The organism is Sphingomonas sp. MA1305, assembly GCF_016107325.1.
GTDB lineage: Bacteria > Pseudomonadota > Alphaproteobacteria > Sphingomonadales > Sphingomonadaceae > Sphingomonas.
The window spans coordinates 1-14,044 of the sequence record NZ_RCVT01000003.1; the positions used below are offsets into that span (position 1 = coordinate 1).

General features: G+C 68.1%; 14 protein-coding genes and 1 tRNA gene. 6 read left to right on the forward strand and 9 right to left on the reverse strand.

Going from position 1 to position 14,044, the window contains the following annotated elements; all coding sequences use genetic code 11:
* Positions 1-104: 104 nt before the first annotated feature.
* Positions 105-383: an integration host factor subunit beta gene (gene ihfB / locus D9601_RS13075; protein ID WP_198354507.1), complete on the reverse strand. Its 279-nt coding sequence runs from the start codon at positions 381-383 to the stop codon at positions 105-107.
* A 135-nt stretch (positions 384-518) separates the two neighbouring features.
* Positions 519-2,228 carry a 30S ribosomal protein S1 gene (gene rpsA / locus D9601_RS13080; protein ID WP_198354508.1) on the reverse strand — a complete coding sequence of 570 codons (1,710 nt, stop codon included), beginning with the start codon at positions 2,226-2,228 and terminating at the stop codon, positions 519-521.
* A gap of 288 nt (positions 2,229-2,516) precedes the next feature.
* On the opposite strand from rpsA, the gene D9601_RS13085 reads away from it, so the two are divergent.
* Complete coding sequence (locus D9601_RS13085; RefSeq protein WP_332837997.1) at positions 2,517-2,756, forward strand: type II toxin-antitoxin system ParD family antitoxin; 240 nt, start codon at positions 2,517-2,519, stop codon at positions 2,754-2,756.
* Positions 2,746-3,033 carry a type II toxin-antitoxin system RelE/ParE family toxin gene (locus D9601_RS13090; RefSeq protein ID WP_198354510.1) on the forward strand — a complete coding sequence of 96 codons (288 nt, stop codon included), beginning with the start codon at positions 2,746-2,748 and terminating at the stop codon, positions 3,031-3,033. The genes D9601_RS13085 and D9601_RS13090 overlap by 11 nt, the downstream gene beginning before the upstream one ends.
* On the opposite strand, the gene cmk is transcribed toward D9601_RS13090, so the two are convergent.
* Together cmk and aroA are read right to left on the reverse strand one after the other, a co-directional pair.
* The gene (gene cmk / locus D9601_RS13095) at positions 3,023-3,652 is read right to left on the reverse strand and encodes a (d)CMP kinase (protein ID WP_198354511.1); all 630 of its coding nucleotides are present in this window, start codon (positions 3,650-3,652) and stop codon (positions 3,023-3,025) included. The two genes, D9601_RS13090 and cmk, sit on opposite strands and share 11 nt — an antisense overlap.
* Positions 3,649-5,001, reverse strand: coding sequence for a 3-phosphoshikimate 1-carboxyvinyltransferase (gene aroA, locus D9601_RS13100; protein WP_198354512.1), 1,353 nt, complete (start codon positions 4,999-5,001; stop codon positions 3,649-3,651). The genes cmk and aroA overlap by 4 nt, the downstream gene beginning before the upstream one ends.
* 128 nt (positions 5,002-5,129) lie before the next feature.
* Here aroA and D9601_RS13105 point away from each other — a divergent pair, with 128 nt between their 5' ends.
* Positions 5,130-5,456, forward strand: a complete 327-nt coding sequence (locus D9601_RS13105; RefSeq protein ID WP_198354513.1) for a TIGR02300 family protein — start codon at positions 5,130-5,132, stop codon at positions 5,454-5,456.
* 127 nt (positions 5,457-5,583) lie between these two features.
* A tRNA-Ala gene (locus tag D9601_RS13110) sits at positions 5,584-5,659 on the forward strand.
* A 200-nt stretch (positions 5,660-5,859) separates the two neighbouring features.
* Here D9601_RS13110 and D9601_RS13115 read toward each other — a convergent pair.
* From D9601_RS13115 to D9601_RS13130, 4 genes are all read right to left on the reverse strand, one after another.
* On the reverse strand, positions 5,860-8,130 hold the full coding sequence (locus D9601_RS13115; protein ID WP_198354514.1) for an MHYT domain-containing protein: 2,271 nt from the start codon (positions 8,128-8,130) through the stop codon (positions 5,860-5,862).
* Between the two features lie 124 nt (positions 8,131-8,254).
* Positions 8,255-8,845 carry an NADPH-dependent FMN reductase gene (locus D9601_RS13120; protein ID WP_198354515.1) on the reverse strand — a complete coding sequence of 197 codons (591 nt, stop codon included), beginning with the start codon at positions 8,843-8,845 and terminating at the stop codon, positions 8,255-8,257.
* 57 nt (positions 8,846-8,902) lie between these two features.
* Complete coding sequence (locus D9601_RS13125) at positions 8,903-9,730, reverse strand: alpha/beta fold hydrolase (protein WP_198354516.1); 828 nt, start codon at positions 9,728-9,730, stop codon at positions 8,903-8,905.
* A gap of 46 nt (positions 9,731-9,776) precedes the next feature.
* Positions 9,777-10,475 carry a pirin family protein gene (locus tag D9601_RS13130; protein ID WP_198354517.1) on the reverse strand — a complete coding sequence of 233 codons (699 nt, stop codon included), beginning with the start codon at positions 10,473-10,475 and terminating at the stop codon, positions 9,777-9,779.
* Positions 10,476-10,583: 108 nt separating this feature from the next.
* Between D9601_RS13130 and D9601_RS13135 the strand changes: the two genes are divergently transcribed.
* Positions 10,584-11,501 carry a LysR family transcriptional regulator gene (locus D9601_RS13135; protein WP_198354518.1) on the forward strand — a complete coding sequence of 306 codons (918 nt, stop codon included), beginning with the start codon at positions 10,584-10,586 and terminating at the stop codon, positions 11,499-11,501.
* A gap of 4 nt (positions 11,502-11,505) precedes the next feature.
* On the opposite strand, the gene D9601_RS13140 is transcribed toward D9601_RS13135, so the two are convergent.
* The gene (locus D9601_RS13140) at positions 11,506-12,213 is read right to left on the reverse strand and encodes a FadR/GntR family transcriptional regulator (protein ID WP_198354519.1); all 708 of its coding nucleotides are present in this window, start codon (positions 12,211-12,213) and stop codon (positions 11,506-11,508) included.
* 257 nt (positions 12,214-12,470) lie between these two features.
* Here D9601_RS13140 and D9601_RS13145 point away from each other — a divergent pair, with 257 nt between their 5' ends.
* Positions 12,471-14,036, forward strand: coding sequence for an alpha-N-arabinofuranosidase (locus D9601_RS13145; protein ID WP_198354520.1), 1,566 nt, complete (start codon positions 12,471-12,473; stop codon positions 14,034-14,036).
* Positions 14,037-14,044 lie beyond the last annotated feature (8 nt).

The window sequence follows — 14,044 nt, forward strand, 5'->3', positions numbered from 1 at the left end:
GGCAGCGTCTACCGGTTTCGCCACGTCCGCGCACCCGGCGATCCGAAGCGCAGCCAGCGGCGGGCGTCAACCCGCCGCCGGCAGGAAAACGCGCTGTCGTCCGCTCAGACGTTGAGGCGCGCGCGCATTTCCTTGCCGGGCTTGAAATAGGGGACGCGCTTGGCGTCGACCTCGACCAATTCGCCGGTGCGCGGGTTGCGGCCTTGCCGGGCGTCGCGGGCGCGGGTCGAGAAGGCGCCGAAGCCGCGCAGCTCGACGCGGCCGTTCGCCGCGAGGCGGCGGATGATTTCTTCGAAGAAGGCAGTGACGATCGCCTCGATGTCCTGTGCGGACAGCGTCGGATTCTCGTCGGACAGTTTCTGGATCAATTCGGATCGGATCATGGCTCTGCTCCCCCCCGGGACTTGGCAAGGGCAGCTTGATACGCATCAATGGCCGCCAAGCATAGGTCCGAAACGGTGGGCTGCCGTCAAAATGAGTAGGGCCGAGACACTTTCGCGTCCCGGCCCCATCATGGCTTACTTCTTGTCGGCCTCGTTGCGCGCCTTCAGCGCCTCGCCGAGGATGTTGCCGAGCGTGGCGCCCGAGTCGGACGAGCCGTACTGGGCGACCGCCTGCTTCTCTTCGGCGATCTGCATCGCCTTGACCGAGAAGGTCGGCTTCTTCGACCGGTCGAAGCCGGTGACCATCGCGTCGAACTTCTGGCCGACCTGGAAACGCTCCGGACGCTGCTCGTCGCGGTCGCGGCCGAGGTCGGTGCGCTTGATGAAGCCGGTCGCGCCATCGTCGCCCGCCTGCACCTCGAGACCCGCGTCGCGGACTTCGAGAACGGTGACGGTGATGACCTGGTTCTTGCCCAGGCGATCGCCCGCGCCCGCCGCGACGGGGCCGCCGCGCTCGAGCTGCTTCATGCCGAGGCTGATGCGCTCCTTCTCCGGATCGATGTCGAGCACCACCGCCTGGACGGTCTCGCCCTTGCGGTGCAGCGCCAGCGCGTCCTCACCCGACACGCCCCAGGCGATGTCGGACATGTGGACCATGCCGTCGACGTCATTGTCCAGGCCGATGAACAGACCGAATTCGGTCGCGTTCTTGACCTCGCCCTCGACGGTCGAGCCGATCGGATGGGCGGCGGCGAACGCTTCCCACGGATTGTTCTGCGCCTGCTTCAGGCCGAGGCTGATGCGACGCTTGTCCTCGTCGACCTCGAGCACGACGACATCGACTTCCTGCGAGGTCGAGACGATCTTGCCCGGATGGACGTTCTTCTTGGTCCAGGACATTTCCGACACGTGGACCAGGCCCTCGATGCCGGCTTCCAGCTCGACGAACGCACCATATTCGGTGATGTTGGTGACGCGGCCCGACAGCTTGGCGCCGACCGGATACTTGGCGCTTGCGCCATCCCACGGATCCGACTCGAGCTGCTTCATGCCGAGGCTGATGCGCTGCGTGTCCTTGTTGATGCGGATGATCTGCACCTTCACCGTGTCGCCGATGTTGATCATCTCCGACGGGTGGTTGACGCGCTTGTAGCTGAGGTCGGTGACGTGCAGCAGGCCGTCGATGCCGCCCAGGTCGACGAACGCACCGTAGTCAGTGATGTTCTTGACGACGCCGTCGATGATCTGGCCCTCGTGCAGCGACTGGATCAGGCCCGAACGCTGCTCGGCGCGGGTTTCTTCCAGCACGGCGCGGCGGCTGACGACGATGTTGCCGCGCTTGCGGTCCATCTTGAGGATCTGGAACGGCTGCGGGATGTCCATCAGCGGCGTGACGTCGCGCACCGGACGGATGTCGACCTGGCTGCCCGGCAGGAACGCCACGGCGCCCGACAGGTCGACGGTGAAGCCGCCCTTGACGCGGCCGAAGATCACGCCCTCGACGCGGTTGCCCTGGCTGAATTCCAGCTCCAGCTTGTCCCAGGCGGCCTCGCGGCGGGCGCGGTCGCGGCTGAGCATCGCTTCGCCGTGCATGTTCTCGACGCGGTCGACGTAGACTTCGACTTCGTCACCGACCTTGAGGTCGGCCTTCTGGCCCGGCGCGGCGAATTCGCGCAGCGGCACGCGGCCTTCGGACTTCAGACCGACGTCGATGACAGCCATGTCATTTTCGATCGCGGTGACGGTGCCGTGCACCACGCGGCCCTCGAAGCTGTCGGCGCCGCCGAACATGTCATCGAGCATCGCCGCGAAATCGTCGCGGCTCGGAAGGGCTTGAGTAGCCATAAGGTTAGAGTGTCCTGTGGTTATGTGTTTCCGGCCAAGCGGTTGGCTCCGCTGGTCTTGGCTGAAAACGCCGCGGCGACCCCATGCCGGTCGCGGCATCCGGTCGTACGCATGGGCCGCGGGAGGTGGATAATCGCCGATATGCGAAAAGGCGCGAGGGCTGGGCCACACGCGCCGACACCTTCCGCGGACCACAGGTCCGGCGGACCGCGCAGCGGTACACGGGCGCCGCGCGAAACGCAAGTTGACAATCCTTGCCATAATGCGAACCATGGCGGCATGGCTACCATGAACATCTCGCTGCCCGACGCCATGAAGGAATGGGTCGAGGCGCAGGCCGAAACCGGCCGCTACGCCAATTCCAGCGACGTCGTCCGCGACCTGATCCGCCGCGAACAGATACGCGCGGAAAAGATCGCCGTCATGCAGGCAATGGTCGACGAGGCGCGGGCCAGCGGCCTTTCCACGCTTACGCCGGATGAGCGGCGTGCGGAGGCGCGCAGGCGGGCCGGCGTCGATGTCTTATAGGATCACGCCGTTAGCCGACGAGGATTATTACGCGATCTATCGCTATGGAGTTGAGCGATTTGGCCGCGCCCAGGCCGAGGCCTATGCCGATCGACTCGACCAGGGCTTCGACTTCGTCGCTGACAACCCGGGGTGCGCGCGACTGCGTCATGAACTTCAGCCACCGGTGCGTGCTTGGCCGGTAGGCGCACATCTCATCGTCTATCAGGTTGAAGCGGACGGCAGCGTCACGATCCTCCGCATTCCCCACGCCCGCAGCGACTGGGTCAACGACTGAGCCTGCGCGCGTCCTCGACGATCGCGATCGCCTTCTGCACGCTGGCCTCGATCGACAGGAAGCTGGTGTCCAGCGTCACCGCATCCGCCGCCTGAACCAGCGGCGCCGCCGACCGGCCGCTGTCACGTGCGTCGCGGGCGCGGATGTCGGCGAGCACCCTGTCGAAGCTGACGCTCGAACCGTGGCTCCGCAATTCCGCATGGCGGCGCTGCGCGCGCACCTGCGGGGTTGCCTTGACGAACAGCTTGGCGGTCGCGTCGGGGGCAATCACCGTGCCGATGTCGCGCCCGTCGAGCACCGCGCCGCCGTCCTGGTGCGCGAACCGTTTCTGCCGCTGCAGCAGCGCCGCGCGCACCAGCGGATGCGCCGAGACGACGGAGGCGAGTTGCCCGATCTCGTCGGTGCGCAGCGCCGGATCGGCGAGCGTCAGCTCGTCGAAGCCGCAGGCGGCGACCGCATCGGCCTCCTTCTCCGCATCCAGCTCCAGCCGCCGTACCGTCAGCGCCACCGCCCGGTACAGCAGCCCGGTGTCGAGGTGCGGCAGGTTGTAATGCCGCGCCAGCGCCTTGGCGATCGTGCCCTTGCCGCTCGCCGCGGGTCCGTCGACCGCGATGATCATGCCGCGACCCACTGCGGCTGCGCCCCCAGCCGGGTCGCGGTATCGACGAAGGCGGGATAGCTGGTCGCGATCGGCGCGGCATCGTCGATCATCACCGGCCGCGCGCTGTGCATGCCCGCCACCGCCATGCTCATCGCGATGCGGTGATCGAGCAGCGAGGCGACGCGGGCCTCGCCAGTGCCGGGCAGCGGGTCGCCGTCACGCCCTTCGATCGACAGGCCGTCCTCATGCTCGGTGACGGCGACGCCGGCGAGACCGAGCGCCGCTGCCATTGCGGCGATGCGGTCCGACTCCTTGACGCGCAATTCGTGCGCGCCGCGTGCCACCGTCGTGCCCCTGGCGAAGGCGGCGGCGACGAACAGGATCGGATATTCGTCGATCATGCTCGGCGCCAGCTCTGCCGGCACCTCGATCGCCGACAACGGCGCGCGGCGGACGCGCAGGTCGGCGACCGCCTCGCCGCCCACGTCACGGGTGTCGACCGCCTCGATCGACGCGCCCATCATGCGGAGCGCGGTGACCAGGCCGGTGCGCGTCGGGTTCATCAGCACGTTGCGGATCGTCACGTCCGATCCCGGCACGATCGAGGCGGCGACCATCCAGAAGCCGGCGGAGGAGGGATCGCCCGGGACGTCGATGTCCTGCGATTTCAGCTCGGCCTCGCCGGTGATCGCGATCAGCCGCCCTTCCGGCGTCTCCTCGACGGTCAGTTCGGCGCCGAAGCCGCGCAGCATCCGCTCGCTGTGGTCGCGGGTCGGCACCGGTTCGATCACCCGCGTGATCCCCGGCGTGTTGAGCCCGGCGAGCAGCACCGCCGACTTCACCTGCGCCGAGGCGACGGGCAACGTATAGGTGATCGGCACCGCCGGGCAGAGCCCGCGCATGGTGAGCGGCAAACGATCCCCCGGACTGGTGGTGAAATCCGCCCCCATCCGCGCCAGCGGTTCGGTGACCCGCGCCATCGGCCGCTTCGACAGGCTGGCGTCGCCGACGAACGTCGCGGTGATCGGATGGCTGGCGACCAGGCCCATCAGCAGACGCGTCGAGGTGCCCGAATTGCCCATGTCGAGCACGGTCTGTGGTTGCAGCAGGCCGCCGACGCCGACGCCGTGCACCGTCCACGTCGCGTCGTCGCCGCGCACGATGTCCGCCCCCATGGCGCGCATCGCGGCGGCGGTGGCGAGCACGTCCTCGCCCTCCAGCAGCCCGCGGATGCGGCTTTGCCCCACGGCCAGGCCGGCGAACATCAGCGACCGGTGGCTGATCGATTTGTCGCCGGGCACGGTGACGGTGCCAATCAGCGGGCCGGCGGCGGTGATGGACAATGGGCGGGCAGGGGCGTGGGACATGGCTGGCCGCGGGCTTTGACAGTCCCCTTGCGCTATGGCAAGGCGCGCGCCACGTTACGGGCAACGGAACGGACGGGGGGTAACCTCCGGCCGCGACCATCCATTTTTCCGAAAGGCACACTGGCGGCATGATCAAGCCGGAATGGGGTACGAAGCGTACGTGCCCGAAATGCGCCACGCGCTTCTACGATCTCGAAAAGGACGATCCCGTCACCTGCATCAACTGCGGTACGCAGTGGGTGCCGGAGCCGATCCTGAAGTCGAAGCAGCCGCTGCCGTTCGAGCAGGCCAAGCCGGAAGGCAAGGAGGCGGATTCCGATCTGGAAGGCGGCGACGACGATCTGGAGACGCTGGCGGACGACGAGGACGAAGAGCCCTCGGCGGACGATGAGGTCGATCTGGGCGGCGACGACGATCTCGGCGTCGAGACCAGCAACGAAGACGACGAACATTGATCGACGGGGCGGGCGCCGCTGCTGCGGTGCCCGTCCGACGGTCTGACGAAAAAAGGTGTGGCAGGGGCGAAAATCACCGCTTGCCATGCCCCGGCGCCCCCGCTAGTGGGGCGCCTCCCGAACGAATGGGGCCGTAGCTCAGCTGGGAGAGCGTCGCAATGGCATTGCGAAGGTCAGGGGTTCGATCCCCCTCGGCTCCACCATTCGTTCGATGAAAGCCCCGCCGATGCGGGGCTTTTTCGTGTCCGGCGGCCAGATCGGACGTGTCCCCCCGGCTGCTGCTCACCACCCCGCCGAAAGCCGGATATGGCGAAGCCTTGTGGGTCCATGGCCTGCTCGCGCCGGACCGTGACGGGGGTGGACAGGCGCGGCGGTATTGCACCGCCTTTCCGGCCTGGCCGGATCAGCCGATAGATCGACGGCGAATCGGTGCGTTGGTTGATCCGACGATCCGCGCGAGCGCATCGGCTAGCGAGGCGCGATCGAAAGGCTTGGACAGGATCGGGAAGCGGCCGGCGTCGGCGCCGAGCTCGGCAAAGCCGCTGACGATCAGGATTGGCAGATCGGGTGCCTGCTGACAAATACGGCTGGCAAGCTGCACACCCGTCATCTGCGGCATCAGTTGGTCGGTGATCACGAGGTCGACCGCTGCGGTGTCGGCGAGCGCCGCCAGCGCCGCCTCGCCCGACGCCGCCAGCCGGACGCGATGGCCGAGGTCCTCCAGCATCGCCGCGGTGTTGGCGAGCACCAGCGAATCGTCGTCAACCACCAGCACCTCAAGCGCCGGGACATTCCCGGCATCGTCGCGGACGGCCGCGACCGGGGCCGGCCGCACGGGCTTCGTCGCGGGCAGGTACAGGGCGACCGTGGTGCCGCGGCCCGGCGCGCTCCGGATCGCCAAACGGCCGCCCGATTGTTCGGCGAGGCCGTGCACCATCGACAAGCCGAGGCCGGTGCCTTTGCCGACGCCTTTGGTGGTGAAGAACGGGTCGGTGGCCTTGGCCAGCGTTGCAGCGTCCATACCTTCGCCCTGATCGACCATGGTTAGCCGAACATAGTCGCCGGCCACGAGGCCGTGCAGATCGTCGGCAGCAACCGTCTCCGCCACCGCGCCGATCGCCAGCATGCCGCCCTCCGGCATCGCGTCGCGCGCGTTCACCGCAAGGTTGAGCAGCGCCAGCTCCAGTTGATGGGCGTCGGCATGGACCGGGGGCAGACCAGCGGGAAACCGCGTCTCCACCTGTACCCTCGGGCCCAGCGAACGCTGCAGCAGGTCGGTCATGCCGCGCACCAGCTCGGCAAGATCGACCGCCTCGGGCTTCAGATCCTGCTTACGGGCAAAGGCGAGCAGCCGCTGGGTCAGCGAGGCGCCGCGCTGGGCACCTTCCATCGCGCTGGCGACCAAGCGGGCGAGCCGCGGATCGTCGGGCAGGCGGCGGCGCAACAGGTCGAGGTTGCCCATGATCACCGCGAGCAGATTGTTGAAGTCATGCGCGACGCCGCCGGTCAGCTGGCCGAGCGCCTCGATCTTCTGCGCCTGGCGCAAGGCGTCTTCGGCGCGCTTGCGCTCGGTGACGTCGGTCAGGCCGCCGACGGCATGGAGGAAATTGCGCGCCTCGTCGCACTCGACGCGCATCGCCGATACCACGTCGAGGATCGCGCCGCTGCGGGTGACGACGCGATAGTCGCGGGGGTCGAGCGTGCCGGCCCCGAGCAATTGCGGCCAATCCTGCTCGCGGAATTGATGGGCGGATTCGTCGGTCAGGAAGTCGCTGAGCGGGGTACCCACCACCTCGGCGCGTTGGTAGCCGAGCAGCGCCAGCCAGGCATTGGAAACCTGTTCGATCCGTCCGTCGCGATCGAGCGAATGCAGCGGCAGCGGCGTGCCGCGGTAAAGCGCGCGGAAGCGCTCCTCGCTCGCGCGGAGCGCCGCCGCCTCGCGCTGCGCGGCCAGTGCAAAGCGGCGGTCGAACATCGCCGCGAGCAGCGACAGGAACAGGATCAGGAAGCTCGCCGCAAGCACGCCGATCGCCAGCGCCGTTTGGCTGGCGCTGGTACCCTGTCCGGCCTGTGGCGTCGCATGCAGGGTGAAGGTCGCCGCGCGCATGCCGGCGAAATGCATGCCCGCCACCGCGATGCCCATCACGATCGCGGCGCCGGCCTTTTCCACCTGTCGGCTGGTGCGGGCCGCCAGCCACAGCGCCACGGTGGCCGCGCCGATCGCGATCAGCACCGACACGGCAATCCACGACGGGTCGTAGCGGATCGATCCCGCCATGCGCATCGCGGCCATGCCGAGATAGTGCATCGTCACCACGCCGAGGCCCATGAACAGCCCGGCGGTGGCGCAGCGCCGGAACGAGCGCTGGCCGCGCGTCACCACCGAGAACGCAGCCCCGGTCACCAGGATCGGCAGCAACAGCGACACCAGCGTCAGGCCGACGTCATAGCCGACCGCCATGCCCGGCATCGAGAAGGCGAGCATGGCGACGAAATGCATCGCCCAGATCCCGCCGCCCATCGCCACCGCGGCGGTCCCGAGCCAGACGATACGCATCCAGCCGGCCGAGGCGCGCACGCGGCCTGCCAAGTCGAGCGCGGTGAAGGAGGCGATGATTGCGATGATGATCGACATCGCGACCAGCAGGCTGTCATACTGTCCCGCAGCGGCCATCGATCGCCCCAAAGCCTCCCTGATGCGGCGATGATCCGCTTGCCGCCACACGCCGGGCCGAAACGGCCGGTTCATCCGGTAAAGGTGGTATTCGCGGTGCCGTCAATGATCCGGGTCAAAGTTTTCAATAAGGTGGCGGGCGCCGTCTGCGTTGGCTGCGCGCCGCCTCGGTCCACCAGCCAAGGTCGTCGGCGAAGCGGGGAAAGGCGCGCTCCAGCGCCGCGCCGCCGTCGCCGGTCGGCTGCGCGTCCGCGTCCAGCGCATGGCCGATGCCGCCGACGGCGAGCGAGCTCGACACCACGACCATGCCCATTTCCGACAGGATGCCGTGCCAGGCGAGGCCGGCGCGCGCCCCGGCGAAGCGGCCGGCGGAATAACTGGCGATCGCGGCGGGCCGCCAATACCATTCCTCCAGGAAATGATCGGTCAGGTTCTTGAGGCCCGGCTGGACGCTCCAATTGTATTCGCCGGCGACGAAGACGAAGGCGTCGGCACGGCGGATCTTGCCGGCCAATTCCGCCAGCGCCGGCGGCGCCTCGCCGGCGGGATATTCCTTGTACATGCGGTCGAGCATCGGCAGGTCGAGCGCCTTGGCGTCGATCAGCTCGGCCTCGGCGCCGCGCGCGCGGAACTGGCGGACCAGATAGTCGGCAAGGCGGATGCCCTGCCGGTCCGAGCGGTACGAGCCGTAGAAGATCAGGATCGAATCGGGCATCGGGTCGGCTCCGCCAGGGAACGGGCGCGACGGAGAGGCCGTCGCGCCCGAGGGGGATCAGCCGCGGATGAACGCGAGCAGGTCGGCGTTGATCCGGTCGGCGTGCGTCGTCGGCATGCCGTGTGGCAGGCCGGGATAGCTCTTCAGCGTAGCGCCTTCGACCAGCTCGGCGGACAATTTGCCGGTGGTCGGGAAGGGCACGACCTGGTCGTCTTCGCCGTGCATGACCAGCGTCGGTACGCGGATCGCCTTCAGATCGTCCGTGAAGTCGGTCTCGCTGAACGCCTTGATGCCGCGGACATGGGCGAGGATGCTGCCCATCATGCCCTGCCGCCACCAATTGCGGCGCACGCCCTCCTTCACCTCGGCGCCGTCGCGATTGTAGCCGAAGAAGGGCAGGGTGAAGTCCCAGAAGAATTGCGCGCGATCGGTCGCCGTCTGGTGGCGGACGTCGTCGAACACCGCGATCGGCACGCCGTCGGGATTGGCGGGCGTCTGCACCATGATCGGCGCCACCGCGCTGACCAGCACCGCCTTGGCGACGCGGCCCGGATTGGCCTGCGCGACGTAGCGCGCCACCTCGCCGCCGCCGGTCGAATGGCCGACGTGGATCGCTTGCCTGTGATCGAGCGCATCGGTCAGCGCGACGACGTCGGCGACATAGCTGTCCATGTCATGTCCGTCGGCCGACTGGCTCGACCGGCCGTGGCCGCGCCGGTCATGCGCGACGACGCGATAGCCCTGCTCCAGGAAGAACATCATCTGCGCGTCCCAGTCGTCGGAACTGAGCGGCCAGCCGTGGTGGAAATGGATGACCTGGGCGTCGCGGGGGCCCCAGTCCTTGTAGAAGATCTCGGTGCCGTCGGCGGTGGTGATGAAGGGCATGGTGGGTCTCCGTCGGTCGGGTGGGTACGCGGTACGGAAGAGGGGGTCAGGCGGCGTCGACCAGGACGATCTCGGCATCCTCGATCGCGGTGACGCGCAGCACCGTCTCGTCGGCGATCGCCGCGCCGTCGCGGGCGGCGATGCGCACGCCGTTGACCTCGACCGCGCCGGTCGCTGGAACCAGATAGGCATGGTGGCCGGCGCCGAGTTCGTATTCCGCGCTCTCGCCCGCCTTGATCGTCGCGCCGAGCACGCGCGCGTCGGTGCGGATCGGCAGCGCGTCGCTATCGCCCTCCACCCCGCTCGCCAGCGTCACGAACTTGCCCGAGCGTTCGCCGCGCGGGAAGGGCTTGGCACCCCAGCTCGGCTGGCCGCCGCGCGCCTTGGGCTCGATCCAGATCTGGAAGATGCGGGTGCTGCCCGGCTCCAGATTATATTCCGAATGGCGCACGCCCGAACCGGCGCTCATCACCTGCACGTCGCCCGCCTCGGTGCGGCCGGTGTTGCCCAAGCTGTCCTGATGCGTGATCGCCCCGTCGCGGACATAGGTGATGATCTCCATGTCGGCATGCGGGTGCGGCGGGAAGCCGGTGCCGGCGGCGATGGTGTCGTCGTTCCACACCCGGATCGGGCCCCAGCCCATCCGCTTCGGGTCGTAGTAATTGGCGAAGGAGAAATGATGCTTGGCGTCGAGCCAGCCGTGGTTGGCGCCGCCGAGGCTGGCGAAGGGGCGATGGTCGATCATGTCCGGTCTCCGTGGTCAGGAGCAGCGCCGTTCCGCTGCGTTGCCGGCAAGATGCGATCGATACGCGCTTGACGAAACAGAAAGGATGGCATTGGATCGTTGCCGAAAATGACACGTCGCCTGCCCGATCTCGAAGCCATGGCGATCTTCGCCAAGGTCGCCACGCTCGGCTCCTTCGCCGCCGCCGCGCAGGATCTCGGTCTGTCCAACCCGACCGTATCCAAGGCGATCAGCCGCCTCGAACAGCGGCTCGGCGTCGCCGTGTTCGCGCGCACCTCGCGCCGGCTGTCGCTGACCGACGGTGGCCGCGCGCTGCTCGACCGCGCCGCGCGCATCCTCAGCGAGGGCGAGGCGGCGGAGGACGATGCCGCCGAACAGGCGACCAGCCCGCGCGGCCGGGTGCGGATCAGCGCGCCGCTGTCGTTCGGCATTGGCCATATGGCGGCGACTTTGCCCGGCTTCATGGCGCGTTATCCTGACGTCACCCTCGACCTCGCGCTCAGCGACCGCCAGGTCGACCTGATCGCCGACGGCTTCGACCTCGCGCTGCGCATCGGTCGGCTGGAGGATTCATCGCTGATCGCGCGGCGGCTGTGCACCGTGCGCCTGCTGCTCGTCGCCGCGCCCGCCTATCTCGCCGCGCACGGCCGCCCGACCCACCCAGGCGAGCTGCTGCGCCACCGCGTGCTCGGCTATTCGGGCGGCGCCAGCCCCGGCCTCTGGCGCTTCACCCACCCACAGTTCGGCGAGGAGACGGTGCAGCCGCCGGTGCGGCTGTGGAGCGACAATGCCGACCTGCTCACGCCGGCGCTGCTGGCGGGGCAGGGGCTGGCGGTGCAGCCCGAATTCCTGGTCTGGCAGGAATTGCGCGACGGCCGGCTGGAGACGGTCATGGCCGATTGGGCGCCGCCGGTGCTCGGCCTGCACCTGGTCATGCCGCCGTCGCCGCTGCGGCCGTTGCGCGTCCAGGCGGTGATCGACCATCTCGCCGCCGCGCTCGCCGACGCACCCTGGGCGCGGCCCTGATCGATCAGCCCTGCAGCGCGATCTCGGTATCGATCTGCGCCTGGCGCAGCAGGTCCAGCGTCGCCTCGCGCGCGCCCGCCGGATCGGCATTGGCGATCGCCTCGAACAGGATGCGGTGCTGCGGCATCGGATCGCGCGGCTGGCGGCTCGCCTTGTATTTGAAGATCGTCGTCCAGCGCACCGCGGAGGTGATGCTGACCGACAGGCCGACCAGCAATTCGTTGTCGGTCGCCTCCAGGATCGCGGCGTGGAACAGCTGGTCCGCCATCTGCCCCTCCGGCGTGGCGAGGCCGTGGGCGGCCATCTGCTCGAGCGCATGGCCCATGCGCGACAATTGCCGCGCGTCGCGCCGCGTCGCCGCCATCTCCGCCGCCGCCGGTTCGACGATCATGCGCAGTTCGAACAGCGCCCGCACGAAGTCGAGCGGCGGCGAGCCTTCGAACATCCAGGCGAGCAGATCGGGATCGAGCATCGCCCACAGCGCCCGGTCGCGCACCCGCGTCCCCGCCTTGGGTCGGCTCTCGACCAAGCCCTTGGCGGCGAGCATCCTCAGCGCCTCGCGCACGACGCTGCGCGACACGCCGTTCTGCTCGGCCAGTTCGACCTCACCGGGCAGTACCGCGCCTGGGGCATAGGCGCCGGTCGCGATGGCAACGCCCAGCCGGTGGGCAAGCAATGTGTGGGCGGGTCGCCGCCGGCTTCGGTCCTGCATTTCGGCGTCTCCCCTGGCCGATGATCCTAGGCAGGGAAGTACAGCCGCATCAAGCATTTCGTGCTTCGCCGTCCCAAATGGCGCGACAGGGCGGAAAGCGATTGACGAGATGCAGTCTTGTCAGACAAGATGCTGCCATGGGGGAGGATGTGCCAATGAGCACTCATGCCATGTCGTTCGGACCATCCTGTCTGCGCCACCCCCGCGCGTCTCACTCATGGCGCCGCGTGAGCGGAAGCCCGACGGAGTATCGACCGATGCGAATGCTGTTCAGCGCGATCGCGCTTGTCCTTGCCGCCCCCGCGCTCGCGCAGGAAGCCCCCGTGGCCGACACCGCCCCCGGCGCCACGGACGTGGTGACGGTGCACGGCGACCGTCCCGCACCCAAGTTCGACAAGCGGCTGTTCGGCCAGTTCGCCGAACATCTCGGCAGCGGCATCTACGGCGGCATCTGGGTCGGCAAGGGCAGCAAGGTGCCCAATATCGACGGCTACCGCCGCGACGTGATCGACGCGCTGAAGGCGATCCGCGTGCCCGTCATCCGCTGGCCGGGCGGCTGTTTCGCCGACGAATATCACTGGCGCGAAGGCATCGGGCCGCAGGCCAAGCGCAAGGTCAAGATCAACACCAACTGGGGCGGCGTCACCGAGGACAATCGCTTCGGCACGCACGAGTTCATGAACTATTCGGAACTGGTTGGCGCCGAACCCTATGTGTCCGGCAATATCGGCAGCGCACCGCCGTACGAGATGGCGGAATGGGTCGAGTATATGACCTCGCCGACCGGTTCGAGCCTGGCGCAGGAGCGTGCCGCCAATGGCCGCAAGGCGCCGTGGAAGCTCACCATGTTCGGCCTCGGCAATGAATTGTGGGGCTGCGGCGGCAACATGAAGCCGGAATATGCCGCCGACGTCACCCGTCGCTATTCCACTTTCATCAAGATGCCGGAGGGCCAGCGGGTGATGAAGATCGCCAGCGGCGCCAATTCCGAGGATTACAACTGGACCGATGTGATGATGCGCGACGCCGGCGGTCATTTCGACGGCATCGGCGTCCATTATTACACCATCCCCTACAGCTGGGGGAAGAAGGGCGCAGCGCTCGGCTTCGACGAGGACGGCTGGGCGCGCACCCTCGCCAAGACGACCAAGATGGAAGAGCTGGTCACGCGCCACGCCGCGGTGATGGACAAGTACGATCCCAAGAAGCGCGTCGCGCTGCTCGTCGACGAATGGGGCACCTGGTACGATGTCGAGCCGGGCACCAATCCGGGCTTTCTCTACCAGCAGAATTCGCTGCGCGATGCGCTGGTCGCCAGCCTCAACTTCGACATCTTCGCGCGCCACACCGATCGCCTGCGCGGCGCCAACATCGCGCAGATGGTCAACGTGCTGCAATCGATGCTGCTCACCGACGGCAACCGCATGGTGAAGACGCCGACCTATTGGGTGTTCGACCTGTACAAGGACTATCAGGACGGCATCGTCCTGCCGGTCGACGTCCAGTCGCACTGGTACAACAAGAACGAATGGACGCTGAAGGCGGTCAGCGCCAGCGCGGTTCGCGGTACCGACGGCGCGGTGCACATGGGCCTGACCAACGTCGATCCCAACCGGCCCGCGACGGTCAGCGTCAAGCTGGACGGCGTCACCGGCGCGGCGGTCACCGGCCGCATCCTGACGGCGGCGGCGATGGACGCGCACAACACCTTCGACGCGCCCGACACGGTCAAGCCGGCGGCCTTCACCGGCGCACAGCTGTCGGGCGGCACGCTGACCGTGACCCTGCCGGCGAAGTCGGTGGTGATGCTGGATATCCGGTAAGCTGATGC

Coding starts and splice junctions, on each gene's coding strand:
- D9601_RS13140 (WP_198354519.1), bottom strand. CDS start 12,213: ATGCAGGACCGAAGCCGGCGGCGACCCGCCCACACATTGCTTGCCCAC.
- rpsA (WP_198354508.1), bottom strand. CDS start 2,228: ATGGCTACTCAAGCCCTTCCGAGCCGCGACGATTTCGCGGCGATGCTC.
- D9601_RS13115 (WP_198354514.1), bottom strand. CDS start 8,130: ATGGCCGCTGCGGGACAGTATGACAGCCTGCTGGTCGCGATGTCGATC.
- aroA (WP_198354512.1), bottom strand. CDS start 5,001: ATGTCCCACGCCCCTGCCCGCCCATTGTCCATCACCGCCGCCGGCCCG.
- D9601_RS13105 (WP_198354513.1), top strand. CDS start 5,130: ATGATCAAGCCGGAATGGGGTACGAAGCGTACGTGCCCGAAATGCGCC.
- ihfB (WP_198354507.1), bottom strand. CDS start 383: ATGATCCGATCCGAATTGATCCAGAAACTGTCCGACGAGAATCCGACG.
- cmk (WP_198354511.1), bottom strand. CDS start 3,652: ATGATCATCGCGGTCGACGGACCCGCGGCGAGCGGCAAGGGCACGATC.
- D9601_RS13145 (WP_198354520.1), top strand. CDS start 12,471: ATGCGAATGCTGTTCAGCGCGATCGCGCTTGTCCTTGCCGCCCCCGCG.
- D9601_RS13135 (WP_198354518.1), top strand. CDS start 10,584: ATGACACGTCGCCTGCCCGATCTCGAAGCCATGGCGATCTTCGCCAAG.
- D9601_RS13090 (WP_198354510.1), top strand. CDS start 2,746: ATGTCTTATAGGATCACGCCGTTAGCCGACGAGGATTATTACGCGATC.
- D9601_RS13125 (WP_198354516.1), bottom strand. CDS start 9,730: ATGCCCTTCATCACCACCGCCGACGGCACCGAGATCTTCTACAAGGAC.
- D9601_RS13130 (WP_198354517.1), bottom strand. CDS start 10,475: ATGATCGACCATCGCCCCTTCGCCAGCCTCGGCGGCGCCAACCACGGC.
- D9601_RS13085 (WP_332837997.1), top strand. CDS start 2,517: ATGAACATCTCGCTGCCCGACGCCATGAAGGAATGGGTCGAGGCGCAG.
- D9601_RS13120 (WP_198354515.1), bottom strand. CDS start 8,845: ATGCCCGATTCGATCCTGATCTTCTACGGCTCGTACCGCTCGGACCGG.